Raw genomic sequence first — 23,348 nt, forward strand, 5'->3', positions numbered from 1 at the left:
TGACGCCCTTCTATGTGTCAAGCGGCGATGAGGGTTTGTCCGGCTTGGCGTTGTTGGTTGCGCAGGAGGTAGTACACCTCTCGGGCGATGTAGCGCTTGAGGCACCTGAGGATCTCGGGGTTGGAGTGGCCCTCGGCCTTCTTCCGGGCCACGTAGGCCTTCGTCACCGGGTCCAGGCGCCAGCGCACGACCGCAATCATGTGCAGGGCGCTGTTGGCGGAGCGGTCCCCGCCCCGGTTGAGTCGGTGCCGGGTGGTCTTGCCCGAGGACGCCGGCAACGGTGCCACCCCGCAGAGCATGGCGAAAGAGGCCTCGCTGGTGAGCCGGTCGGGGTTGTCCCCGGCGGTGATCAGCAGCTGTGCCGCGGCCTCGTAGCCGATGCCCGGGCGGGTGAGCAGGTCCGGGGCGAGCTCCTCGACCAGGGCGTGCATGAGCTGCTCGAGGTCGGCGATCTCGTCGTGGAGTTCCAGGTAGCGCCGGGCCATGGACTTCAGCGCGATCCGTGTGGCCACTACGGGATCCCGGAACCCGGTAGCGTCCGGTCGCCAGGCGGCCAGGGTGCGGATCAGCTGCATCCGAGTGAGGTTGCGCAACTGGTCACGCAGCTCGTCCGGGGCGGAGACGATCTGCATCTGGATCAACTGCAGGGCGGTGCGCCGGGCGTGGATGGCGGACTTGCGGGCGACCTTGAGCACGCGCAGGGACTCGACCATCCCATCGCGTGCCCGAGGGGTCACGGTGCGCCGGCGGGCGAAGGCGGCATGGGCGGCGTTCTGCGCGTCGATGGTGTCGTCCTTGCCGCGCCGGCGCCGGTCGGCGCGGTCACCGGTGGTGACTTCCAGGACCTCGATCCCAGCGTTCTCGAGGTGGCGCAGCAGCCCGGCACCGTAGGAGCCGGAGCACTCCACCCCGATCCGGGCGATGTCCCCGTAGGAGCGCATCCAGCGCAGCAGGGACCGGTAGCCGGCCCGGGTGGTGGAGAACGCCTGGGTGGCGATGACGGTGTCGCAGGTATCGACCACCGCGGCCATGTGCAGGTCCTTGTGGGTGTCGACCCCGCCGATCACGACCGGGGACGAGGAGCTGGTGGGATCTTTCATCGCGGGCCTCCTGGGGCCAAGCAGCAACAGTTGGTTGCCCTCGGCCGAACCAGACACCCGGACACGACAGTAATGAGACGGATTCCCGTCAGGCCCTTCTTGGGTCACGTGGTCCCGGCGAGACCGATGGGCCTCGCCGGAGGTGCTCCCGAGCAACCGACAAGTCCGAGGAATGACACCGAGCTGGGGTCGATCGGAGTGCGGGTCAGGATGCTGCGAGAGGACCTCCGACACCACGGTAGCCCCACGGGGTCGATCGCTGTGAGGGTCAGGACGCCCGGGAACACCTGGCCCTCACAGTTTTACTGTCGCTGTGGTGGTGCTCGTGCTCGTGCTCCTCGCCGGCGCCGCGTGCTGGATCCGGCTGCGTCCCGTGCTGGTCGTCCGCACGGACAGCCACGTCCTGCGCTCCCGCACCGTGGGCTTCGCCGCGACACCGCTCGCGGAGGTGGAGCACGTCGTCACGGTCGGGGCCCTGCACCGGGCACCCGGTGCCCCGCGCCCGTCCGCCCGTCCCCACCTGTGGGCCGCGGGCCGCTCGGGACGCCGGGTCCTCGGCCTCGACGGCGCGGTGTGGGACGCCCGTGCCCTCGAGGACGTCGCCGTGGCGCTGGGCGCGCCCCGCACCCACCTCGAGCACGCGACGGCGCGGGAGGCCGCGGCCCGCTGGCCCCGGCTCGTGCCGTGGGGGCTCCGGCACCCGCGGCTGCGCTCCGCCGCGTCCTCCGCGGGGCTGCTGGCCGTCCTCGCGCTCGTGGCCTGGTTCGCGCTCGGCCTGCCGGGCGCCGGCTGACCACCGGGCCCCAGCTGAACCCAGGGGCACCGCCTCGGCTCCCGGCCCGGAGCCCGGATCCCCCCCCCCGCGCCGCGACCCGCACATGGGAGGAGCCCGCCGCCCCGGGATCGGGCGGCGGGCTCCTCGAGCACCGGGTGGAGCCGTGCGTGCTCAGCCGGCGGCGGCCAGCTCCTGTCGGGCCCGATCGATCTCGGCCTTGCGCTCCTCGACCGCCTCGCGGGTCAGCTCGGCACCGGCCTCGGCGTCCCGGGTCAGGTTCTCCCCGGTCTCGGGGTCGAAGACGTGCATCCGGCGGGTGTCGATCCAGATCCGGCCCTGGGTTCCTCCGCGGATGCGGGAGGTGGCGTCCAGGGAGACGACGATCTGCGGGTGCATCTCGTCCCCGTCCAGGTCCTGCGCCAGCTCGTCGAGCTTCGCCTTCACGGTGGGGTCCGACTCGTAGTTGATGTAGCCGTACTGCTCGTTGCCCATCCACTCCGTGTGGGTCAGCTCGGCGTCGAAGACGGTTCCGCGGGAGACCTTGGCCTCGTCCACGAACTTGGCGTCCTCGAAGTGCTCCGGGCGCAGGCCCAGCAGCACGATCGACCCGTCCGCGGGCATCTTGCCCCTGGCCTGGTCCGGTACGGGGAAGTCGCCCAGCGGGGTGTCGAACACGTCGCCCTTCACGTGCGCCGGGAGGAAGTTCATCGACGGCGAGCCGATGAACCCCGCCACGAACAGGTTGGCCGGCTGCTCGTAGAGCTCCCGGGGCGAGGCGATCTGCTGCAGGATGCCCTTCTTGAGCACGGCCACGCGGTCGCCGAGGGTCATGGCCTCCGTCTGGTCGTGGGTCACGTATACCGAGGTGATGCCCATCCGGCGCTGGAGCTGCGCGATCTCGGTGCGCATCTGCCCGCGCAGCTTCGCGTCCAGGTTGGACAGCGGCTCGTCGAACAGGAACGCATCGGCGTCCCGCACGATCGCCCGGCCCATCGCCACGCGCTGGCGCTGACCGCCCGAGAGGTTGGCCGGCTTGCGCTCGAGGTGCTCGTCCAGGTCCAGGGTCGACGAGGCGTGGCGCACCTTCCGGTCGATCTCCTCGTCGGAGAACTTCCCCTTGGACAGCCGCAGCGGGAACGCGATGTTCTCGTACACGGTCAGGTGGGGGTAGAGCGCGTAGTTCTGGAACACCATGGACAGGTTGCGCTCGCGGGGCTCCTTCTCGTTGACGCGCTCCCCGTTGATCAGCAGGTCGCCGGAGGTGATGTCCTCGAGGCCCACGATCATCCGGAGCAGCGTGGACTTGCCGCAGCCGGAGGGCCCCACGAGGATGAGGAACTCGCCGTCGGCGATGTCGATCGACACGTCGTTGACGGCGGGGAAGCCGTCGCCGTACTTCTTGACGAGATGGTTGAGGGTGATGGATGCCATCTGGGACTCAGTCCTTCGGTCGGTTCGGGAAGATGCGGGAGGCGGCGCGGGCTCAGCCCTTGACCGCGCCCTGGGTGAGGCCGGAGACGATCTGGCGCTGGAAGAGCAGCACCAGCAGCACCACCGGGATGGTGACGATGATGGCCGCCGCGGAGATCGCGCCCGCGGGGTCCTCGAACTGCGAGGCGCCGGTGAAGAACGCCAGCGCCGCCGGGACGGGCCGGGCCGCCTCGGTGGAGGTGAGGCCGATGCCGTAGACGAAGTCGTTCCACGCGATGAAGAACGCGATGATCGCGGTGGTGAACACCCCCGGCAGGGCCAGCGGCACGATCACCTTGGTGAACGCCTGCCAGGTGGTGGCGCCGTCCACCTGGGCGGCCCGCTCGAGGTCCCACGGGATCTGCTGGAAGAAGGCCGTCAGGGTCCAGATGGAGATGGGCAGCGTCAGGGAGAGATAGGGGATGATGAGGCCGGGCCACGTGTCGTACAGCCCGATCTGGCGCCACAGGTTGAACAGCGGGGTCACGATCGAGACCACGGGGAACATGGACACCGCCAGGGCGACCGTCAGGATCATCTTCTTGCCGGGGAAGTCGAGCCGGGCGATCGCGTAGGCGCACAGCGTGGCCAGGATCACGGCGATGGCCGTGGCGATCAGGCAGATGCCGATCGAGTTCCGCAGCGAGGGGAGGAACAGGTCGCGGGCCGAGCCCACGAAGAGCGACGAGTAGTTCTCGCCGACCCACTGAGTGGGCAGGAACTTCCCGGACGACAGGTCTGCCGGCGCCTTGAAGGACGTCATCAGGATCGAGAGGACGGGGAACAGTGCGTAGATCAGGACCAGGACCGAGACGACGGCCCAGCCGACCTTGTGCTTGGTGGACATGGGCGGTTACCTTCCCTTCCCGGCGCCGGCGAGATCGACCTTGAACACCTTGATGGCGAGGAAGGCGATCAGCAGCACGCAGACGAACAGGATCACGGAGATCGCGGAGCCGAGTCCGATCTCCAGACGGCCGATGGATGTGCGGTAGGCCAGCAGGGACAGCGTCTCGGTGTAGTACTGACCCTGGGTCATGATGAAGATGTTGTCGAAGATGCGGAACGCGTCCAGGGCGCGGAACACGACCGCCACCATGATCGCGGCCTTCATGTTGGGCAGGATCACCCGCGACATCCGCTGCCACCACGTGGCGCCGTCCACCCGGGCCGCCTCGGTGTACTCGCTCGGCACCTGAGCCAGGCCCGAGAGCAGCAGCAGGGAGATGAACGGTGTGGTCTTCCAGATCTCGGAGGCCATGATCACGAAGAGGGCGGACCAGGTGTTGGCGAACCAGTTGAAGTCCGGGCCGATGCCCGGGAGCCAGGAGAACCAGTTGTTGATGTAGCCGGTCGTGATGTCGAACGCGTAGAACCAGGCGAAGGCCGAGACCACGGTGATGATGCCGTAGGGCACCAGGATCGCGGTGCGCAGCAGGCCCCGGGTGCTGCGGATCGCGTTGTTCATCACGAGGGCCAGCGCGAAGCCCAGGACGAGCTCGACGACGACGGTGACGACCGTGATGAGCACCGTCACGCCGAGGTCGCGCCAGAACACGATGTCGGAGAGGACCGTCGCGTAGTTGCCGAAGAACACGAACTCCTTGTTCCCCGGATCGGTGAGCCGGAACGAGAAGAGGGAGTCCCACAGCGCCTGCAGGATCGGGTACATGGTGACCAGCAGCATCACGATGAACGCCGGCCCGGCGAGCATCCAGCCGAGCTTGCGCTCGGAGCGGGCGCGGTCGGACATGGCTGGCTTGGAGCTGCGGCGCCCCGTCACGGGTGCCGGTGCGGCCTCCCGTGGACCGGTGCCGGGAGCGTTGGGATTGACGACGGTGCTCATAGCAGCTGGTCTCCTCTCAGGACGGCCTCGATGAACTCGGCGGTTTCACGGGGCGTGTTCTCTGTGACGGACGCCGGCGGCGTCCACTCCTGCTGGATGGCGGTGGAGACCTCGTTGTAGTAAGGAGTCTGCGGACGCGGTGCCGCCTGGTCGAGGGACTCGCGGATGGTCTCGTACATGGGGAAGGCCTCCCGGACCTCGGGGTCCTCGTAGGCGGCCTCGGACGCGGGCGGGTTGCCGTTGGTCACGAAGTAGTACGCCTGGTTCTCGGGCTGGACGATGCACTCCACGGCCTCCCACGCGAGCTCCTGGTGCTCCGACGTGGCGCCCACGCCCAGGTTGATCCCGCCCAGCGGGGGAGCGGAGGGCTCGTCCGGGTTCACCCGCGGCCACAGGGCCCAGCCGATGTCCTCGAACATGGACTGCTCGACCGTCCCGCCCTCCACGGCCGCGGCGGTGGCCGCGTAGATGAAGGGCCAGTTGACCATGAACGAGCCGTCGTCGGTCTGGAACTGGGCCATCGTCGAGCCCTCGTCCGAGGTGGGCAGGCCGGGTCCGCCGAGCCCGTCCCTGCCGATGGTGCCGACGATCTCGGCGGCCTTCTGAGCGGCCTCCGAGTCCATGCCGATCACGATCTCGTCGGCCGGGGCCTCCGGGTTCTCGATGATCTCACCACCGGCGGACTTGATCAGGCCGTTGACCCACACCGTCATCGACTCGGCCGACGTGCCCTGCACCCCGAGGTACTTGTCCTGCTCCCGGGCGGCGTCCATGATCTGCTCCCAGGTCACGGGCTCGTCCATGTTCAGGCCGGCGGCCTCCGCCACGGACTCCCGGTACCAGAGCAGCTGCGTGTTGGCCCAGAACGGCACCGAGACCAGCTCGTCCTTCCACATTGCGCCCTCGAGGGGGCCGGCCAGGACGTCCTGGGTGGTGGCCTCCTCGACGTCTCCCGGCACGGGGGCCAGGAAGCCCGGCTCGGCCAGTTCGGGGATGAAGGGCGGGTCCAGGCTCATGATGTCCATCGAGGTGTCCCCGGCCGCCAGGCGCCGGGCGAGCTGCTCGCGCTGCGACGCGGCGTCGCGCGGGAGCAGTGCGGTCTCGATGTTGTACCGGCCGCCGGCCTCCTCGGAGCACTGCTTGGCGAGCTCCGCTTGGCCGCCCGCGTCGGGATTGATGTACCAGGTCAGGGTCGGGGTGCCGCCGGCGTCGGCGTCACCGCATCCCGTCATGAGCAGGGCGCCCACGGCGCCGAGGGCCGCGGCGGCGCTGAGCCGTCGCCTGCCCGGTGCCCTGTGGGGGTGTGAGGTGGTGGTCAACGGTTCGTTCCTCCCCTTCGGCGATGTGGCGGCCCGCGGAGGACGCCGAGGGGATCCTGTGGGACCCGGTCGGCAGGACGGTCGGCGACGGGTGCTGCCGGTCGACCACTCCTGCGCGGAGCTTTCAGTGTATGAGTGGTCCACCTCACAGACCAGTAACCTGACTGTTTGCATCAGTGTGCCCCGGCGTGTCTGCCGTTTCCCGCGGCCGACACGCCCGGGGGCGGGCCCGGTGCAGAGGAGGCTCAGGAGAGCAGCAGGGCCACGAGGGCCATGGTCAGCATGGCGATCACGGTGGTGACGAGCACCGTGTCGCGGCACAGCTGCTCCGCGCGGCCGTAGCGCACCGCCGCGACGTAGATGTTCTGGGCGGTGGGCAGGGCCGCCATGACCACCACGGAGTAGAGCAGGTGCCCGTCCAGTCCGAGGACGAACCGGGCGAACAGGAAGGCCAGCGCCGGGTGGAGGAGCAGCTTCAGCGCGGAGGCCAGCACCACGTCGCGGCGGGGCGTCCCGCCGCGCTGCAGCGGGGAGGCGCCCACCAGGGAGACGCCGAAGGCCATCAGCATCGCCGGGATGGAGGCCCCGGCGACCAGCTCCACGGGCTCGTGCACGACCTCGGGCAGCCGCCAGCCGGTGACAGCGAAGAGGATCCCCAGCCCCGAGCCCACGATCATCGGGTTGGTGACCACGTTGCCCAGGACGCTGCCCGGGCTCGGGCGGCGTCCGTCCGTGAGGGTGTCCATGATCGTCAGGTAGACGGGGGTGTTGAGGGCCAGCTGGAACAGGATGACAGGCACCACCATGGTCGCGTCCCCGAGCACGAACACCGCGATGGGGATGCCGAGGTTGGCGGAGTTCACCTGGGAGGCGGCCTGGGCGCCCATCAGGGTGGTGGCCGCGTCCCGGTGCAGCACCCAGCGGGCGATCGCGGCGTAGACGAGGGTCGTGGCCACCGCCGAGACCGCGGCCACCAGCAGCGGCGCGGAGAGGATGCGGGCGATGTCGGCCTCGGCGATGGTGAGGAACAGCAGCGGCGGGCTGGCCACGTAGAAGGCGAACTTGCTCAGCACCAGCTGTCCCTGGGGGCCCAGCACGTCCCGGCGGCCCACGGCGTAGCCGGTCAGGATGACCGCCCACACGATGAAGAAGCCCGAGAACACTCCGGCCACGGGACCCTCCCTCGCGCTGCTGCGGGTCCGCGTCCGCGGGCCCCTACAGTTCTATCCCATCGCCGGGGCGCCCGCGGTCAGGGCGGGACGGGTCACCCGAGGGGCAGGTCGGCCCGGGCGTCGGCGAGGGGCCGGGAGTGCGGGGGGCGGGCGACGCCGTCGAGCAGGGCCTCGGCGGGATCCGTCCCGAGGTCGACGATCCGGTTGTCCGCGTCCACATGGACCACGGACGGCACGTGGGCGCGGGCCTCGGCGTCGTCCATCTGCGCGTAGCTGATGAGGATGACCAGGTCCCCGGGGTGCACCAGGTGGGCGGCGGCCCCGTTGATCCCGACGACGCCGGAACCGCGCTCGCCGGCGATCGTGTAGGTCTCCAGCCGGGCGCCGTTGGTGACGTCCACGATGGAGACGAGCTCGCCGGGGAGGATGTCGGCGGCGTCGAGCAAGTCCTGGTCGACGGTGACCGAGCCGACGTAGTGGAGGTCGGCCTGGGTCACGACGGCACGATGGATCTTGGCCTTGAACATGGTGCGCAGCATGACGGGAGAAGAGCTCCTCGTGAGCAGGGTGCGGATGATGGCGCAGGACCCGGGGGGTCGTCCGGATGCTCGCCGCCCCGGGTGCAGCTCGGGGAGCGGGGCGCGGCACCATTCTATCGCGCGGCCCCCGGTGACGACGAACGCCCCGGCCGGATGGGCGCGGGGCGTTCGGTGCGAGAGCGGCTGACGGGAATCGAACCCGCGTATCAGGCTTGGGAAGCGTGCGCTCTACCATTGAGCTACAGCCGCGCATCCATGGGTCGTCCGGCGCGTGCACCGGACGAGGACAGCATCCACTCTACACCACCTGCGGCGGCCGGGCCGGTCGCGCCGCCGCGGCCCGGCCGCCGGCCGTGCGATACCTTGGGGACCGTGCTGATCTCTGACCGCGACATCCGCCGGGAGCTCGACGGCGGCCGGGTCGTCCTCGAACCCTACGATCCCGCCCTGGTCCAGCCCGCCAGCATCGACGTGCGGCTGGACCGCTGGTTCCGGCTCTTCGACAACCACAAGTACGCGCACATCGACCCGTCCGTGGAGCAGCCCGAGCTCACGCGCCTCGTGGAGGTGGACCCGGACGAGGCCTTCGTGCTCCACCCGGGGGAGTTCGTGCTCGGCTCCACCTACGAGAAAGTGACCCTCCCGGACGACATCGCCGCCCGCCTCGAGGGGAAGTCCTCGCTGGGGCGCCTGGGGCTGCTGACCCACTCCACGGCGGGGTTCATCGACCCGGGCTTCTCGGGGCACGTCACGCTCGAGCTGTCCAACATGGCCACCCTGCCCATCAAGCTGTGGCCGGGCTCCAAGGTGGGGCAGCTGTGCTTCTTCCAGCTCTCCTCGCCCGCGGAGCACCCCTACGGGGACGGCGCGTACGCCAACCGGTACCAGGGCCAGCGCGGTCCCACGGCGTCCCGCAGCCACCTCGGGTTCTCCCGCACCCGCATCTGAGGGCTCGCTACCCGGCGGGGGGCGTCGCGGCCGCGGTCGGCGCCGCCGTGCTGGTGGGGTCGCGAGCGCCCAGCAGCAGGAGCAGACCGGCGCCGATCACCAGGAGGATCCCGAGGATCCCCCAGCGCTGGGCGCCCAGCACGGAGACGAACACCGCGAACAGGGTGGGCGCCAGGAAGCTCACGGCCCGGCCCGTGGTGGCGTACAGGCCGAACAGGGCACCCTCCTCGCCCGTCCGCGTGAGCCGGCCGAGGAACGTGCGGGAGGCCGACTGGGCGGGGCCCACGAACAGGCACAGGAGCAGCCCGCAGACCCAGAACGCGGCCGTGCCCTCGAGGACGAGCAGCGGGGCCCCGGCGAGCAGGATGCCGATGAGGGATGCCACGATGACGCGCTTGGGCCCCACCCTGTCGTCGAGCCGGCCGCCCGCGAGGGCGCCCACCCCGGCGGCCACGTTGCCGACGATCGCGAAGACGATGACCTCGCTCAGGGTGAAGCCGAACGTGCCGGCCGCGATGACGCCGCCGAAGGTGAACACCGCGTTGAGCCCGTCCCGGAACACGGCGGAGGAGAGCAGGAACCACAGCGTCTGCGGGGTCTCGCGGTACAGCCCCCGCAGGGTCTCCCACAGCTGGCGGTAGGAGTGCGCCACGGACGGGCGCGGCCCGCGGCGCGTGGGGCGGATCTCGGGGACCACCAGCAGGACGGGGATCGAGAACAGCGCGATCCACAGTCCCGAGAACAGGGCCACGGCGCGCACGTTGAGGGCATCCTCCTCCGGGAGGCCGAGCAGGCCCGGCGTGATGAACCCGAACAGCACGATCGCCAGGGCCACGATCCCGCCGAAGTAGCCCATCGCCCAGCCCTGGCCGCTCACCCGCCCGATGTGCTCGCGGCCCGCGATCCCCGGCAGCATCGCGTTGTAGTTGACCACTGCGAACTCGTCGAAGACGTTGGCCAGCGCCAGCAGGCCCACGCCGAGGTAGAGGTACGGCTGCTGGGGAAGGACCAGGAAGCACAGGGCGGTGAGCAGTGCCGTCAGCATCGTGTTGATCCCGAGCCACAGCTTGCGCCGACCCGCGCCGTCGCTGCGCTGTCCCACCACCGGCGCCAGCAGGGCCACGACGACGCCGGCGGCGCCGATCCCGTAGCCCAGCACCTGCGAGGCGTGGTCCTCCCCGCCGAACGGCGCGCTCGTGAGGTAGACCGTGAACACGAAGGTGGTCATCACGGCGTTGAAGGCCGCGGATCCGGCGTCCCATAGGCTCCACGCCCACACGTGCGAGCGGCGCGGCACGAACGGGGTCGCGGGAGAGGCCGGTGAGCCGGTCGGGGGGCCTGGGGGCATGGCGTCCATGGCTGTCATGCTAGGCCCGCGGTGCCCGGCCGGGGCACCGGCCTCGCCGCGGGCCGTCCCGGAACCGGGGACCCTCCGGCCAGGGGGCCGGCCGGGAACGTCCAGGTCCCGGCCGGGCAGGAGGGCACGGGGCGGCGACACCGCTTTGATAGTCTGGATCCCCCCGGGCGCGCCCCGGCCATCCCGTGCTCGCACAGGTCCTCCGTGCCCGCGTCCGGGCCCCTCGACGCCCGACCGCCGCTCCCTTCCCCGACCCCCGGAGGCGCCTGATGACCGCTGTGCTCCTGCTCCACGCAGTGGTGGCGGCGGTCGCGCCCCTGCTGTTCGCGCGGATGGGACGCAGCGCCTTCTACCTCCTGGCGGCGGTCCCCCTCGCCGGCTTCCTGTGGCTGCTGGGCTCCGCCTCCCGGGTCTACGGGAGCGAAGGAGGCTGGACCGAGGGCGGCGAGTGGATCCCGTCCCTGCACCTGGACCTGGTCCTGCGGATGGACGCCCTCTCGTGGACGATGTCCCTGCTCGTGCTCGGCGTGGGCTCGCTCGTGCTGTTCTACTGCGCCCGCTACTTCAAGTCCGACGCGAGCGGCATCGGCGGCTTCGGCGCCCAGCTGCTGGCCTTCGCGGGCGCCATGTTCGGTCTGGTGACCGCCGACGACATGCTGGTGCTGTTCGTCTTCTGGGAGATCACCACCGTCCTGTCCTTCCTGCTCATCGGCTACAGCCGGACCCGTCTGTCCGCCCGGCGGGCGGCGCTGCAGGCCCTGGTGCTCACCACGGCCGGCGGCCTGGCCATGCTGGTCGGCATCGTGATGCTGGGCCGGGCCGCGGGCACCTACCGGATCTCCGAGGTGCTCGCGGCAGCCCCCGAGCTGGCCCAGCGCGGGACCGTGGTGGACGTGGCGGTCCTCCTGCTCCTCGTGGGGGCCGTGACGAAGTCCGCCCTGATCCCGCTGCACTTCTGGCTGCCGGCCGCGATGGCCGCGCCCACCCCCGTGTCCGCGTACCTGCACGCCGCCGCGATGGTCAAGGCCGGCATCTACCTGGTGGCCCGCTTCGCCCCGGGCTTCGCCGAGACGGCGCTGTGGCAGCCCACCGTCACGGTCCTGGGCCTGGGCACCATGCTCTTCGGCGGCTGGGCGGCCCTGAAGCAGTACGACCTCAAGCTGATCCTCGCCTACGGGACCGTCAGCCAGCTCGGCTTCCTCGTGGTGATCGTGGGCCACGGCGCGGCGGACACGGCGCAGGCGGGGATGGCCATGCTCCTCGCGCACGGGCTGTTCAAGGCCACGCTGTTCCTCGTGGTCGGGATCATCGACCACCGGGCCGGCACCCGGGACATCCGCCGCCTGTCGGGGCTCGCCGGGCGCGTGCCGGTGCTCTTCGCCGTCTCCCTCGTCGCCGCGGCGTCCATGGCGGGCCTGCCGCCGCTGGCCGGGTTCGTGGCCAAGGAGTCGGTGCTGACTGCGTTCGCCCACGCCGCGGACGGCGCCGCGGGGATCACGGTGCTCGCCGGACTCGTCGTCGGCTCCGTCCTGACTTTCGCCTACAGCGCCCGCTTCGTGTGGGGCGGGTTCGCGCAGAAGTCGGCCGAGTTCTCCGAGCTCGACGCAGGGGTGGGAGGCAAGGCCGTGATCAGCGACATGCAGCGGGTCGAGCCCGCCTTCCTCGCGGCCCCGCTCGTGCTCTCCGTGCTCACCGTGGTCTTCGGCGTGTGGCCCCAGCCGGTCAACGCCATGCTCCAGCCCTACGTCGACCGGTTCCCGGTCACGGAGGAGCACGAGTTCTACCTGGCACTGTGGCACGGACCGACCCCCGCCCTCGGCCTCTCCGCGGTGATCATCGCGGCCGGGCTCCTGTTCCACCTCGCCCGGCGCCGTGTCGCCGCCCTGCAGCGGGCCCTGCCGTCCCTGCCGGCGGGGGAGCTGGTCTACCGGCGGGTCGTCAACGTCCTGGATCTGGTCGCGGTGTGGATCACCGGCCGCACCCAGCGCGGCTCGCTGATGTTCTACCTCTCGGTCATCCTGATCACGGCGATCGTCGTGCCGCTCGTGGCGCTGTTCGTGGAGGAGACCCCGCCCCTGGGGGCGCTGCGGGTCTCCGACGGCCCCGCGCAACTGATCGCCGGCGCGGCCATGGTCGTGGCGGCCCTGCTGGTGCCCCTGGCCACCAAGCGCTTCCTCGCGGTGCTGCTCGTGTCGGTCACCGGCTACGGCCTGGCCCTCATCTTCGCCCTGCAGGGCGCGCCCGACCTCGCCCTGACGCAGACGCTGGTCGAGACCGTGCTGCTGGTGGCCTTCGTGCTCGCGCTGCGCTCGCTGCCCGCACCGCTGTGGCACCGCAACCCTGCCGGGCGCCGCCTCCTGCGCGGCACCATCGCGGTGACCTTCGGGCTGTTCATGATGGCGCTCGCGGCGTTCAGCATCTCCTCGCGCACGGCCGACCCCGTCTCCCTGGAGCTGCCGCGGATGGCCTACGAGCTCGGCGACGGCCAGAACGTGGTCAACGTCATCCTCGTGGACATCCGGGCGTGGGACACCTTCGGGGAGATCTCGGTGCTCGTGCTGGCCGCCACCGGTGTGGCCTCCCTGATCTTCGTCACGGGACGCGGGGACCGCATCGTGCGTTCCGGGGACGATCCCACGACCGATCAGCTGCGGGTGATCCGGCGGCGCAACGCCGCGGCCGTCTCGCCCGGCGGGGAGGCCCTGGACGTCCGCCTCGCCCGCCGCGAGGACGACCTGGAGGACCCCTACCTGCTCGCCGGCCGGACGATGGCCCCCGAGCGGCGCTCGATCGTCTTCGAGGTGGTCACCCGGCTGCTCTTCCACACGTTCATCATGGTCTCCCTCTACCTGCTGATCGCCGGGCACAACGACCCCGGCGGAGGATTCGCCGGCGGGCTCATGGCGGGGCTCGCCCTGACGGTGCGCTATCTCGCGGGCGGACGCTACGAGCTCGAGCTGGCCACCCCCATCAACGCGGGCACGATGCTCGGGACCGGCCTGGCGCTCGCCGCGCTCTACGCCGTCACCCCGGTGTTCCTGGGCGGGTCGGTGATGCAGAGCTACACGTTCGAGGCCGAGCTGCCGGTCTTCGGGGCCGAGAAGTTCGTGACCGCCCTGATCTTCGACGTCGCGGTCTACCTCATCGTGGTGGGGCTCATCCTCGACATCCTGCGCTCGCTCGGCGGGCGGATCGACCAGCGGATCGAGGAGGACGCCGTCCGGCGGCGGCGCCGCACCCCGGGGCGCGGCACGCGCATCCGCGTCACCCGGCAGCGGAAGGTCGCCGGCGGTGTCCCCGCGGGCTCGACCACGGCGACGTCCGCGACGTCGCCGATCCCGATCACGAGGACCGACGCGGGCGGAAGTGGAGAGCACCGATGACCGTGAACCTGACCCTGCTGGTCGTGATGGGCGTGCTCTACGCCGTGGGCGTGTACCTGCTCCTCGAGCGCTCGCTCACCCGCGTGCTCCTCGGGCTGATGCTGCTGACCAACGGCACGAACCTGCTGATCCTGCACGCCGGCGGGGACGCCGGGTCCGCCCCTCTGTACGAGGAGTCGATCGCCGCGGAGAACTACAGCGACCCGCTGCCCCAGGCGCTCATCCTCACCGCCATCGTGATCTCCCTCGCCGTCACCGCGTTCCTCCTGGGCATGATCTACCGCTCCTGGGTCCTCGGGCGCCGGGACGAGATCCTGGACGACGTCGAGGACCGGCGCGTGGCGCGGCAGTCCTCCTACGACGTGGAGAGCGACGCCGACGTCCCCGCCGACACCTCCGAGTTCGACGACGCGCCCCCGCACCGGGACCCGGACGAGTCCGTCGAGACCCCGGGCGTGCGCGGCTTCGGGGGAGGGGGGAGCCGGTGACCTTCAACCCCGCCCAGCTGGCCCCGCTGGCCGTGATCATCCCGTTCCTCGGCGCCGCCCTGAGCCTCCTGCTGCTGCGGCGCAACGCCCTCCAGCGGACCGTGGCCATCGGCTCGCTCGTGCTCACCCTCGCGGTCGAGGCCCTCGTGCTCGTGAGCACGTGGGACGTCGGCCCGCAGGCCGTCCACCTCGGCGGGTGGGAGGCGCCCTGGGGCATCGTCATGGTCGTGGACCAGCTCTCGTCGCTGATGCTCGTGGTCTCCACGGTCGTCTCGCTCGCCGTGCTCGTCTACGCGAGCGGGCAGGGCGTGGCCGACGGCGACGACGAGGGGCCGATCTCGATCTTCCACCCCTCCTTCCTCATCCTCGTGGCGGGGGTGTCGAACGCCTTCCTCGCCGGGGACCTGTTCAACCTCTACGTGGGCTTCGAGATCCTGCTGACCGCGTCCTACGTGCTCATGACGATGGGCGGGACCGTCCAGCGGATCCGCACCGGCGTGACCTACGTGGTGGTCTCGGTGATCTCCTCCGTGCTGTTCCTGATCACCATCGCGATGATCTACGCGGCCACGGGCACCATCAACATGGCCGACCTCTCGGTCAAGCTCCAGGGGCTCCCGGTGGGCACCCAGATGCAGCTGCACCTGATGCTGCTCATCGCGTTCGGGATCAAGGCCGCGGTCTTCCCGCTGTCCTTCTGGCTCCCGGACTCCTATCCCACGGCCTCCGCCCCCGTCACCGCGGTGTTCGCCGGCCTGCTGACCAAGGTGGGCGTGTACTCGATCATCCGCACCGAGACCGTGCTCTTCCCCGGGGAACGGCTCGACGACCTCCTGATGTGGGTCGCGCTGCTCACCATGGTGGTCGGCATCCTGGGCGCGCTCGCGCAGATCGACATCAAGCGCATGCTCTCCTTCACGCTGATCAGCCACATCGGGTACATGATCTTCGGCGTGGCCGTGGGCACCCAGGAAGCCCTCTCCGCCACGGTCTACTACGTGGCCCACCACATCGTGATCCAGACGAGCCTGTTCCTCGTGGCCGGCCTGATCGAGCGCCGCGGCGGATCCACCAACGTGGACCGGCTGGCCGGGATGGCCAGGATCTCCCCGCTGCTCGCGCTGCTCTACCTCGTGCCCGCGCTCAACCTCGGCGGGATCCCGCCGTTCTCCGGCTTCCTGGGCAAGACCGGCCTGCTGCAGGCCGGCGTCGCCCAGGGCGACGCACTGGCCTACGTCCTGGTCGCGGGGTCCGTGGCGGTTTCCCTGCTGACCCTGCTGACCCTGATGCGGGTGTGGAACCGCGTGTTCCTCCGCGCCCCGGAGGACGCGGAGTACCCGGACCCGATCCTGCTGGCCCCGGTGCCCGCCGGCTCCCGGTTCCTGCTCACCTCGGGCGCCGTCGACGACCAGGCGGGCCGGTTCGCGGGCAAGGGCGACGTGCGCCTGATGTCCCCCTCGATGCTCGGCGGGGCCTCGGCCCTCGTCGCGGTGGGCGTGGCCCTGACGGTGTTCGCCGGGCCGCTGTTCCAGCTCGCGGACAACGCCGCGGAGAACCTCGTCCGCCCCGAGCGCTACGTCGAGTCCGTGCTGGACCCCGCGGCCGCGCCGCGGCCCGTCGTGGAGGAGGCACCGTGACCCGGCCCAAGAACTCCCTGCTCGTCGAGCTGCCGCTGCTGGTGTGGCTCGTAGTCGTGTGGGGCGCCCTGTGGGGCGACTTCGGACTCGGCAACCTGCTGGTCGGGCTGGTCCTGGCCCTGCTCGTGACCTGGGTCCTCTATCTGCCGTCCGTGCAGCTGTCGGGCCGGTTCGACGTGGTCCAGTTCGTGCTCTTCGCCGCGACCTTCGTGTGGCAGGTCGCCAAGGCGAGCGTCGAGGTGATGCTGATCGCGATCCTCGTGGGGCCGCGCGCGCGCAACGCCGTGGTCGGCGTCCGGCTGCGCACGCGCTCGGACCTGCTCCTGACGGCCACCGGGCACACCATGACCCTGATCCCCGGCTCGCTCGTCGTGGAGGTGGACCGTGCCGCCGGCACGCTGTACTTCCACGCGCTCAACGTCCGCAACGCCGAGGAAGCCGAGGAGTTCCGCCGCTCCGCGCTGCGGGTGGAGGCCGCCTGGATCAGGATCATGGGCACGCGGGAGGAGCTCGCCGCGCTGCAGGCCGAACGGCGCGGGGACGGAGCCGCCGCCTGTGGGGACAGCGCCGCGATCGGCTCCCCGGTCACCGCGAGCCAGCAGATCGTGGGCGGCCGCCGGGACGACGTCCCTGCCGATCCACCCGCCGATCCACCGGCCGATCCACCGGCCGATCCACCGGCCGCCACCACCGAGGAGGACCGCTCGTGATGGAGATCGCCGTGGCCGTCGCGGCCGTGCTGCTCAGCACGGCCGCCGCGGGCACCCTCTACCGCCTCGCCAAGGGCCCCTCCCTGCTGGACCGCGTGGTGGCCACCGACGTGCTGCTGGCCATCGTCGCGGCCGCTCTCGCCGTGGAGATGGCCTACCACGGCCACCTCAACAACCTGATCCTCATGGTGATCGTCTCGCTGGTCGGGTTCATCGGCTCCGTGACGGTGGCTCGGTTCGCCACCCAGACCGCCGAGCACGGGCGGTGAGCGCCGTGCTGGACACCGCCCTGGACGCCGCCGCGGCCGTGTGCCTCGTGGTCGGCGCGCTGATGTCCCTCGCCGCCGCGATCGGCCTCGTCCGCTTCCCGGACCTGCTGACGCGCATGCACGCCGGCACCAAGCCGCAGGTGTTCGGGCTGCTCCTCATGCTCACGGCGGTGGCCCTGGAGAACCGCGACCCCGCCATGATCCCGCTCATCGTCCTCGGCTGGACCTTCCAGCTGCTCACCGTGCCCGTCTCGGCGCACATGGTGGGACGCTCGACCTACCGGACCAAGCACCTGAACCGCACCACGCTGACCCAGGACGACCTGCAGGCGGTGCTCAACCGTACCGGCAAGAGCACCGCCGGGGCCACCGTGGAGGGCGCCGCCGCGGTGCCCCCGGCGCCGAGCCCGGACGGCCGGCGAGCGGACGGACAGCAGACTGACGGAACGGCGGGGACGCGTTAGGCTGGTCGGGACCGACAAGGCGCACCCGCGTCCCCCGGACGACAAGGAGCATCAGCCCATGAACGACAAAGTCATCGAACTCCTCGGCACCGGTGCCTCACTCGGTGGCGTGGTCCTCTCGCACAAGGTGCTCGGCTCGGTGTGGACGCGCGTCACGGGCAACCCGCCGCCGGCCAAGAACCCGGACCCCAGCGAGACCTGGACGGCCATCATCATCTGGTCCGTCGTGACCGGCCTCGTGGGCACCATCATCAAGGTCGCCGTCCACCGGCAGGTGGCGAAGATGGAGGAGAAGAAGGAGAAGCCCAAGGCCTCGAGCCAGGCCGAGGTCTGAGCCCCGGCGAGCATCCTCGCGAAGGGGCCCGTCCGGGCGGACACCGCAGCGGTGTCCGACCGGACGGGCCCCTTCGTCGTGCGGGGTGTGCACGGCCGGGCGGACGGAGGGGTAGACTGGGTGCCACTGAACGACAGGGGAGCGCCCCGCCGGGAGCACCGGCGCGGCGCTGAGAGTGCGGATCGCCGCAGACCCTCGAACCTGCTCCGGTTAGCACCGGCGAAGGGAGTCGAGCATCTCAGGGGTGTTCCCCGGGAGCGCGCCACCGGCGCGGCCCGGTAGGACCCCGTCCCCTCCTGGCACCGACGGCTCGCTGAGCCCAGGAGGAACCCACCGTGAACACCACCACCCACCGCCCCGCCCGCCGTCCCGGCACGTCCGGCGCCTCGTCCTGGCGCGTGGTCGACATCGTCGTGGCCGCCGTCCTCGCCGCCGTGTGCGCGGTCGTCTTCTGGGCGTGGTCGAACCTGCTCTACCCCGTGGTCGGCACGGCCGCGGTCGCCTACCCGCCCGCCGTGGGCCTGATCGCCGGAGGCTGGCTCGTGGCCGGCGTGCTCGGCGGGCTGATCATCCGCAAGCCCGGGGCCGCGCTGTTCTGCGAACTGCTCGCCGCAGTCATCGAGGGCTTCCTGGGCACCCACTTCGGCTGGACCGTGGTCATCTCCGGCCTCGTGCAGGGCATCGGGGCCGAACTCGTCTTCGCCGCCCTCCGCTACCGCCGGTACAACGCCGCCGTGGCCGCCGCCGCCGGCGCCGTCAGCGGGATCTTCCTGGGCGTCAGCGAGAACCTCCTCTACAACTACGAGTGGGCGCTCGGCCACCAGGTGGTCTACGTGGTCCTCGCCGCCCTCTCCGGCGCGGTGCTCGCCGGTCTGCTGATGTGGGCCGTGGTGAAGGCGCTCGCGGCCACGGGCGTGCTGCAGGGCCTGGCCTCGGGCCGGGTCGCGCGGCGATGACCGCCCCGGCGGTGCGGCACCCCGGCGCGCCCGCCACCGCGGGGGCGCGGGTCGAGGCCCGTGGCTTCGGCTGGCACCACCCCGGCCGGGACGCCCCCGCCCTGCGGGGCGTCGACCTCGTGCTGGAACCGGGAGAGCGGGTGCTCCTGCTGGGGCCCAGCGGGGCGGGCAAGTCGACCTTCCTGCACGCCCTCGCGGGAGTCCTGCACGACGACGACGGCCTCTCCCGCAGCGGAGAGCTGCTGCTCGACGGCACACCGCCGGACCTGGCGCGAGGCCGCGCCGGCCTCGTGCAGCAGGACCCCGAGTCCCAGGTGGTGCTGTCCCGGATCGGCGACGACACCGCCTTCGGCCTGGAGAACCTCGCCGTTGCCCGCGAGCAGATCTGGCCGCGGGTGCGCGCGGCGCTCGACGACGTGGGCCTCGACCTCCCGCTCGACCACTCCACCGCGGCCCTGTCCGGCGGGCAGAAACAGCGCCTCGCGCTCGCCGGCGCTGTGGCCATGAGCCCCGGGCTGCTGCTGCTCGACGAGCCGACCGCGAACCTGGACCCCGCCGGCGTGCGGCAGGTCCGCGACGCGGTGGTCTCCTGCCTCGACCGCAGCGGGGCCACGCTCGTGGTCGTGGAGCACCGTGTGGCCGTGTGGGCCGAGGTCGTGGACCGCGTCGTCGTGCTCGGCCACGACGGGGGGATCACCCACGACGGGACCCCGGGGCAGGTGCTGGGCGCCGCGGCCGACGAGCTGAGCGGGGCGGGGGTGTGGGTCCCCGGCCGGGTCCCGGCCACGCGCGCGCCCGCGAGTCCGTGCGCGGACGGCCGCCCCGGGGAGGGCGGCGAACCGCTGCTGAGCGCGACCGGTCTGGGTGTCTCACGGGTCCAGCCCTCGGCGCGCCGGCTGCGCGCCCGGCGGCGGGCGCGGCGCAGGGGCCGCCCCGTGGACGACGCCGCGACGGGCCGGAACCTGCCCGTCGCGGCGGCCGACATCGGCCTCAGCCTGCGCCGCGGCCGGGCGCTCGCGCTGACCGGGCCCAACGGCGCCGGCAAGTCCACGCTCGCGCTGACGCTGGCGGGCCTGCTGGCCCCCGTGCGCGGCACCGTGACCGCCCACCCGGACCTCGACCGCGGCGCGGGTCCGGACCCTCTGGAATGGAGCGGCCGGGAGCTCGTGGCCCGCGTCGGGACGGTCTTCCAGGAGCCCGAGCACCAGTTCCTGCGCGCCACCGTGCGCGCCGAGCTCGAGTACGGACCCCGGCTGGCGGGCACGCCGGTGGCCGAGCGGGAGCGCCGCACGGACGAGCTGCTCCGTCGGCTGCGCCTCGGCCACCTGGCCGAGGCCAACCCCTTCACCCTCTCCGGGGGTGAGAAGCGGCGGCTGTCCGTGGCGACCGTGCTGGCCACGGACCCGGACGTCCTGGTGCTCGACGAACCCACGTTCGGCCAGGATGCCCTCACCTGGGCCGAGCTCGTGGACCTGCTCGTGGAGCTCGTGGACGCCGGCACGGCCGTGCTCGCGGTGACCCACGACGAGGACTTCGTGCGCGCGCTCGGGGCCGAGGTGCTGGAACTCGGCACGCCGGACGCCACGGCCCCCGGCGCACCCGACCGGTCCGAGGCCCCTCCGGCCCCGCCCGCCGGGACCCCGGATCCCGCCCCGTGCGGGGCGCCGGACTCCCGGCCGGCGCGGGAGCCGGCCCGGTGAGCGCGCCGTCGATCGCCCCGGTCGTCCGCGGCTCCCTGCTCGGCCGCGCGAACGCCGTGGTCAAGCTGGCGGGGGCGCTGCTGCTCACCGTGGTGCTCGTGGTCAGCGCGGACCCCGTGACGTCCGGGCTGGTGCTGCTGGGCGAGCTCGGACTGCTGGCGCTCGCCGGCCGGCGAACGCTCGCGCTGCTGCCGCGGGCCTGGCCCGTGCTGCTGGCGGCCCTCGTGAGCGGGTGGGGAACGGCCCTGCTCGCCGAGGACTCCGGACCGGTGCTGCTGGACCTGGGGATCACCGAGCTCTCGGCCGGCTCGGTGGCCGCGGGCACGGCGATCGCCCTGCGCGGGGTCGCGCTGGCCCTGTCGGGGCTGCTCGTGGTGCTCAGCACCGACCCCACGGACCTCGCCGACGGCCTGGCCCAGACGGTCCGGCTGCCCGTGCGCTTCGTGCTCGCCTCGCTGGCGGCGCTGCGTCTGGTGGGCGTGATGTTCACGGAGTGGACCACGCTCGCGATGGCCCGCCGGGCCCGCGGCGCCGGCTCCGGGCACGGTCCGGTGGGCGTCCTGCGGGAGTTCGGCGGCCAGGCATTCACGCTGCTGGTGCAGTCGTTGCGCCGTGCCACCCGGCTGTCGGTCAGCATGGAGGCCCGCGGCTTCGGGGCGGGCCCTCGCACCTGGGCCCGCGTCCCCGGGTACTCCTGGCGGGACGTCGTGGTCCTCGGCGGGTGCACGGCCGCGGCGGCGGTGGGCCCGGCGGTCTCCGTCCTGCTCGGGACGCACCGGTTCATCTGGGCCTGAGCCCGGATCAGGCCTGCGAGACCCAGCTCGTCACGAGCCGGGTCAGCTCGGGGTCCACCGGCAGCGGCTGGTGGTCGAGCCGGCGCACCGGCACCGCGAGCCGGACGCTGGAGACCAGCCACACGGCGTCGGCCTCCATGAGGTCCGCCGGGTACAGCGGTCCGTATCCGAGTTCCCAGCCGTCCCGGCGGGCGGCGCCGAAGATCTTGGCCTGCGTCGTTCCGGGCAGGATCCCGTGCGAGGGCTCCGGGGTCAGCAGGGTGCGGCGGCCGGCGCGCACGCGGGCGCAGACCACGGAGGATGTCGCGCCCTCCAGGACCCTGCGGCCCTCCGTGGTGAAGACCGCCTCGTCCGCGCCGAGGGAGCGGGCGTGGCGCAGGGCGGCCATGTTGATCGCGTAGGAGAGCGTCTTGGCCCCCGGCAGCAGCCACGGGTACCCGGCGTCCAGGGCGGGGTCGTGGCCGCGCGGCAGCAGCACCGCGGTCACGCCCTCCCGCCGCTGCCGGAACGTGGCCTCCGGCACGGGGCTCACCACGATCCAGGACCACGGGCCGTCCTCCGGGGTGCCGCGGCTGATCACGACCTTGACGCTGTGCTCGGCCCCCAGACCGCCGTCCCCGCCGGGCGCGGCGTGGGCGAGCGCGAGCTCCACGGCCCCGCGCGTGTCCCGTGCGGACGGCACGGGCAGCTGCGCCAGCCGCGCGGAGGCCGACAGCCGCTGGTGGTGGGCCTCGAACTTCCGCACGCTCCCGTCGACGGCGCGCATGGTCTCGAAGACGCCGTCCCCGCGGGTGAGGCCCTGGTCGTCGATCCGCACGAGCGGGACGGAGGGATCGGCGAGGACGCCCGCGGGGTGGGCGGCGTCGAGGACGACGACGGTGCTGGTCACGGATCCTCCTGTGGGTGCGTCCGGGGTGTCAGCAGACCGGTCCGGGGTGCAGGATGTCCACCTGTTCCCAGACGTGGTCCTCCGCCAGGTAGGCGTCCTCCTGGGCGGCCCAGCGGTCCCAGTGCTCGGCGTAGTACGAGCCGTCACGGCTCAGCGCGCGGTCGTAGCGCAGGGCGGTGGGCAGCTCGACCCACACGGAGACGTCCAGGAGCTCCCGGGCCTCGGCGCTGCACGCGCCGACGCCCTCCAGGACCACGACCTCCGCCACGCGGGTCAGCCGCGGGGTCCCCGGGGAGCCGGTGACCCAGTCCCAGGCGCTCCACTCCGCGTCCCGGCCCTGGTCGAGGGGTGTGAGGACCTCGTCCACGTAGGTCCGCCGGCCGGGCCCGAGCCCGTCCCAGCCCGGGTAGAGGTCCTCGAGGTGGAAGAGCGTCACGTCCCGCACCGGGCGCAGCACCGCGGCGAGCTGCTCCGCGAGGCTGGTCTTGCCGGCGCCCGAGCGCCCGTCGATGCCGATGAGGTACGGGCGGCGGGTGGGGGACGGGAGCAGCCGCGCCAGATTGGTGCCGGCGGGGTTGGCCATCGCGAGCGACGGCTCCAGCTCGAGCTCGATGTCGATCACGCGCGTCCGGCGTCCTGCGCGGCGTCCTGCGCGGAGCCCCGGTCGGGGCCGAGCTCCCGGGCGACGGCGCGGACCACACCCGGCACGGCGGCGGCGATCAGGCCGTAGGTGGTCTCGAAGTCCTCCGGGCCCCCGTACCAGGGGTCGTAGATCCCGAGGTCGTCGGGCCCCAGCTCCTCGACGGCGGGGTCGAACTCCCGCAGCAGCCGCACCTTGGCGGCTGCTGAGCCGTCCGGTGCGAGCGCCCGCAGGCGCCGCCAGTGGACGACGTCCAGGGCGAGCACGAGGTCGCGGTCGTCGAAGCGGACGGGGTCGAAGACCTGGGCCGCGTGCCGGGAGGCGTCGAGCCCCTCGCGGCGCAGGAGGTCGCCCGCGCGCGGATCCACGGGGTTGCCCAGCTCCTCGTCGCTGACCCCCGCCGAGTCGATCCGCACGCGCTCGGCCAGTCCTGCCGCCTCGAAGGCGCGGCGCAGGGCGAACTCCGCCATGGGCGAGCGGCAGATGTTGCCGGTGCACACGGCCACGATCGAATACATAGCGGGCAGTCTAAGCCGTCCGGTCCCGGCACGAGAAGTG

The 23,348-nt window shown here is 72.2% G+C and carries 23 protein-coding genes, 1 tRNA gene and 1 riboswitch; of the genes, 12 read left to right on the plus strand and 12 right to left on the minus strand.

Features of this window, described 5'->3' with window-relative positions:
* Positions 1 to 17: 17 nt before the first annotated feature.
* Positions 18 to 1,100 carry an IS110 family RNA-guided transposase gene (locus ACH9D2_RS09720; protein WP_396362061.1) on the minus strand — a complete coding sequence of 361 codons (1,083 nt, stop codon included), beginning with the start codon at positions 1,098 to 1,100 and terminating at the stop codon, positions 18 to 20.
* Positions 1,101 to 1,413: 313 nt separating this feature from the next.
* Between ACH9D2_RS09720 and ACH9D2_RS09725 the strand changes: the two genes are divergently transcribed.
* Entirely contained in the window at positions 1,414 to 1,893 is a 480-nt protein-coding gene (locus tag ACH9D2_RS09725; protein WP_396362636.1) for a hypothetical protein, read from the plus strand.
* Positions 1,894 to 2,046: 153 nt separating this feature from the next.
* Here the strand turns inward: ACH9D2_RS09725 and ACH9D2_RS09730 are convergent, their stop codons facing one another.
* From ACH9D2_RS09730 to ACH9D2_RS09760, 7 genes are all read right to left on the minus strand, one after another.
* A complete protein-coding gene (locus tag ACH9D2_RS09730; RefSeq protein ID WP_396362637.1) occupies positions 2,047 to 3,306 on the minus strand; it encodes an ABC transporter ATP-binding protein in 1,260 nt (419 codons plus the stop codon).
* 52 nt (positions 3,307 to 3,358) lie between these two features.
* Positions 3,359 to 4,192 carry a carbohydrate ABC transporter permease gene (locus tag ACH9D2_RS09735; RefSeq protein ID WP_396362638.1) on the minus strand — a complete coding sequence of 278 codons (834 nt, stop codon included), beginning with the start codon at positions 4,190 to 4,192 and terminating at the stop codon, positions 3,359 to 3,361.
* A gap of 6 nt (positions 4,193 to 4,198) precedes the next feature.
* Positions 4,199 to 5,191, minus strand: a complete 993-nt coding sequence (locus ACH9D2_RS09740) for a carbohydrate ABC transporter permease (protein WP_396362639.1) — start codon at positions 5,189 to 5,191, stop codon at positions 4,199 to 4,201.
* A complete protein-coding gene (locus tag ACH9D2_RS09745) occupies positions 5,188 to 6,510 on the minus strand; it encodes an extracellular solute-binding protein (protein ID WP_396362640.1) in 1,323 nt (440 codons plus the stop codon). Before ACH9D2_RS09745 ends, ACH9D2_RS09740 begins: the two co-directional genes overlap by 4 nt.
* Before the next feature lie 245 nt (positions 6,511 to 6,755).
* Positions 6,756 to 7,682, minus strand: a complete 927-nt coding sequence (locus ACH9D2_RS09750; protein ID WP_396362641.1) for an AEC family transporter — start codon at positions 7,680 to 7,682, stop codon at positions 6,756 to 6,758.
* Positions 7,683 to 7,774: 92 nt separating this feature from the next.
* A complete protein-coding gene (gene panD, locus ACH9D2_RS09755; RefSeq protein ID WP_396362642.1) occupies positions 7,775 to 8,221 on the minus strand; it encodes an aspartate 1-decarboxylase in 447 nt (148 codons plus the stop codon).
* A 178-nt stretch (positions 8,222 to 8,399) separates the two neighbouring features.
* A tRNA-Gly gene (locus tag ACH9D2_RS09760) sits at positions 8,400 to 8,470 on the minus strand.
* Positions 8,471 to 8,593: 123 nt separating this feature from the next.
* Here ACH9D2_RS09760 and dcd point away from each other — a divergent pair.
* Positions 8,594 to 9,169 carry a dCTP deaminase gene (gene dcd, locus ACH9D2_RS09765; protein ID WP_396362643.1) on the plus strand — a complete coding sequence of 192 codons (576 nt, stop codon included), beginning with the start codon at positions 8,594 to 8,596 and terminating at the stop codon, positions 9,167 to 9,169.
* A gap of 7 nt (positions 9,170 to 9,176) precedes the next feature.
* On the opposite strand, the gene ACH9D2_RS09770 is transcribed toward dcd, so the two are convergent.
* On the minus strand, positions 9,177 to 10,517 hold the full coding sequence (locus ACH9D2_RS09770; protein ID WP_449555784.1) for an MFS transporter: 1,341 nt from the start codon (positions 10,515 to 10,517) through the stop codon (positions 9,177 to 9,179).
* 278 nt (positions 10,518 to 10,795) lie between these two features.
* Here ACH9D2_RS09770 and ACH9D2_RS09775 point away from each other — a divergent pair, with 278 nt between their 5' ends.
* The 10 genes from ACH9D2_RS09775 to ACH9D2_RS09820 all read left to right on the plus strand — a co-directional run bounded on the left by ACH9D2_RS09775 (position 10,796) and on the right by ACH9D2_RS09820 (position 21,261).
* Positions 10,796 to 13,909, plus strand: coding sequence for a Na+/H+ antiporter subunit A (locus tag ACH9D2_RS09775; RefSeq protein ID WP_396362645.1), 3,114 nt, complete (start codon positions 10,796 to 10,798; stop codon positions 13,907 to 13,909).
* Positions 13,906 to 14,397 carry a Na(+)/H(+) antiporter subunit C gene (locus ACH9D2_RS09780; RefSeq protein ID WP_396362646.1) on the plus strand — a complete coding sequence of 164 codons (492 nt, stop codon included), beginning with the start codon at positions 13,906 to 13,908 and terminating at the stop codon, positions 14,395 to 14,397. The genes ACH9D2_RS09775 and ACH9D2_RS09780 overlap by 4 nt, the downstream gene beginning before the upstream one ends.
* Positions 14,394 to 16,034, plus strand: coding sequence for a Na+/H+ antiporter subunit D (locus tag ACH9D2_RS09785; RefSeq protein ID WP_396362647.1), 1,641 nt, complete (start codon positions 14,394 to 14,396; stop codon positions 16,032 to 16,034). The genes ACH9D2_RS09780 and ACH9D2_RS09785 overlap by 4 nt, the downstream gene beginning before the upstream one ends.
* Positions 16,031 to 16,744 carry a Na+/H+ antiporter subunit E gene (locus ACH9D2_RS09790; RefSeq protein ID WP_396362648.1) on the plus strand — a complete coding sequence of 238 codons (714 nt, stop codon included), beginning with the start codon at positions 16,031 to 16,033 and terminating at the stop codon, positions 16,742 to 16,744. The genes ACH9D2_RS09785 and ACH9D2_RS09790 overlap by 4 nt, the downstream gene beginning before the upstream one ends.
* Positions 16,741 to 17,013, plus strand: coding sequence for a monovalent cation/H+ antiporter complex subunit F (locus tag ACH9D2_RS09795; RefSeq protein ID WP_298588851.1), 273 nt, complete (start codon positions 16,741 to 16,743; stop codon positions 17,011 to 17,013). Before ACH9D2_RS09790 ends, ACH9D2_RS09795 begins: the two co-directional genes overlap by 4 nt.
* Entirely contained in the window at positions 17,010 to 17,477 is a 468-nt protein-coding gene (mnhG, locus tag ACH9D2_RS09800; RefSeq protein ID WP_396362649.1) for a monovalent cation/H(+) antiporter subunit G, read from the plus strand. Before ACH9D2_RS09795 ends, mnhG begins: the two co-directional genes overlap by 4 nt.
* 58 nt (positions 17,478 to 17,535) lie before the next feature.
* Complete coding sequence (locus ACH9D2_RS09805; RefSeq protein ID WP_396362650.1) at positions 17,536 to 17,811, plus strand: DUF4235 domain-containing protein; 276 nt, start codon at positions 17,536 to 17,538, stop codon at positions 17,809 to 17,811.
* 125 nt (positions 17,812 to 17,936) lie between these two features.
* Positions 17,937 to 18,056: riboswitch (TPP riboswitch) on the plus strand.
* Positions 18,057 to 18,146: 90 nt separating this feature from the next.
* On the plus strand, positions 18,147 to 18,767 hold the full coding sequence (locus tag ACH9D2_RS09810; protein WP_396362651.1) for an ECF transporter S component: 621 nt from the start codon (positions 18,147 to 18,149) through the stop codon (positions 18,765 to 18,767).
* The gene (locus ACH9D2_RS09815) at positions 18,764 to 20,467 is read left to right on the plus strand and encodes an ATP-binding cassette domain-containing protein (RefSeq protein ID WP_396362652.1); all 1,704 of its coding nucleotides are present in this window, start codon (positions 18,764 to 18,766) and stop codon (positions 20,465 to 20,467) included. Before ACH9D2_RS09810 ends, ACH9D2_RS09815 begins: the two co-directional genes overlap by 4 nt.
* Entirely contained in the window at positions 20,464 to 21,261 is a 798-nt protein-coding gene (locus ACH9D2_RS09820; protein WP_396362653.1) for an energy-coupling factor transporter transmembrane component T family protein, read from the plus strand. The genes ACH9D2_RS09815 and ACH9D2_RS09820 overlap by 4 nt, the downstream gene beginning before the upstream one ends.
* A gap of 7 nt (positions 21,262 to 21,268) precedes the next feature.
* Here ACH9D2_RS09820 and ACH9D2_RS09825 read toward each other — a convergent pair whose 3' ends face one another.
* The 3 genes from ACH9D2_RS09825 to ACH9D2_RS09835 are packed head-to-tail and all read right to left on the minus strand — an operon-like array spanning position 21,269 to position 23,308.
* Positions 21,269 to 22,150 (minus strand): aminotransferase class IV, encoded by an 882-nt coding sequence (locus ACH9D2_RS09825; RefSeq protein WP_396362654.1) that lies wholly within the window; start codon positions 22,148 to 22,150, stop codon positions 21,269 to 21,271.
* Between the two features lie 28 nt (positions 22,151 to 22,178).
* Positions 22,179 to 22,772 carry a uridine kinase family protein gene (locus ACH9D2_RS09830; protein WP_396362655.1) on the minus strand — a complete coding sequence of 198 codons (594 nt, stop codon included), beginning with the start codon at positions 22,770 to 22,772 and terminating at the stop codon, positions 22,179 to 22,181.
* On the minus strand, positions 22,769 to 23,308 hold the full coding sequence (locus ACH9D2_RS09835) for an arsenate reductase/protein-tyrosine-phosphatase family protein (RefSeq protein WP_396362656.1): 540 nt from the start codon (positions 23,306 to 23,308) through the stop codon (positions 22,769 to 22,771). Before ACH9D2_RS09835 ends, ACH9D2_RS09830 begins: the two co-directional genes overlap by 4 nt.
* Positions 23,309 to 23,348 lie beyond the last annotated feature (40 nt).

The sequence above is a fragment of the Kocuria rhizosphaericola genome (assembly GCF_044462205.1).
Taxonomy (GTDB): domain Bacteria; phylum Actinomycetota; class Actinomycetes; order Actinomycetales; family Micrococcaceae; genus Kocuria; species Kocuria rhizosphaericola.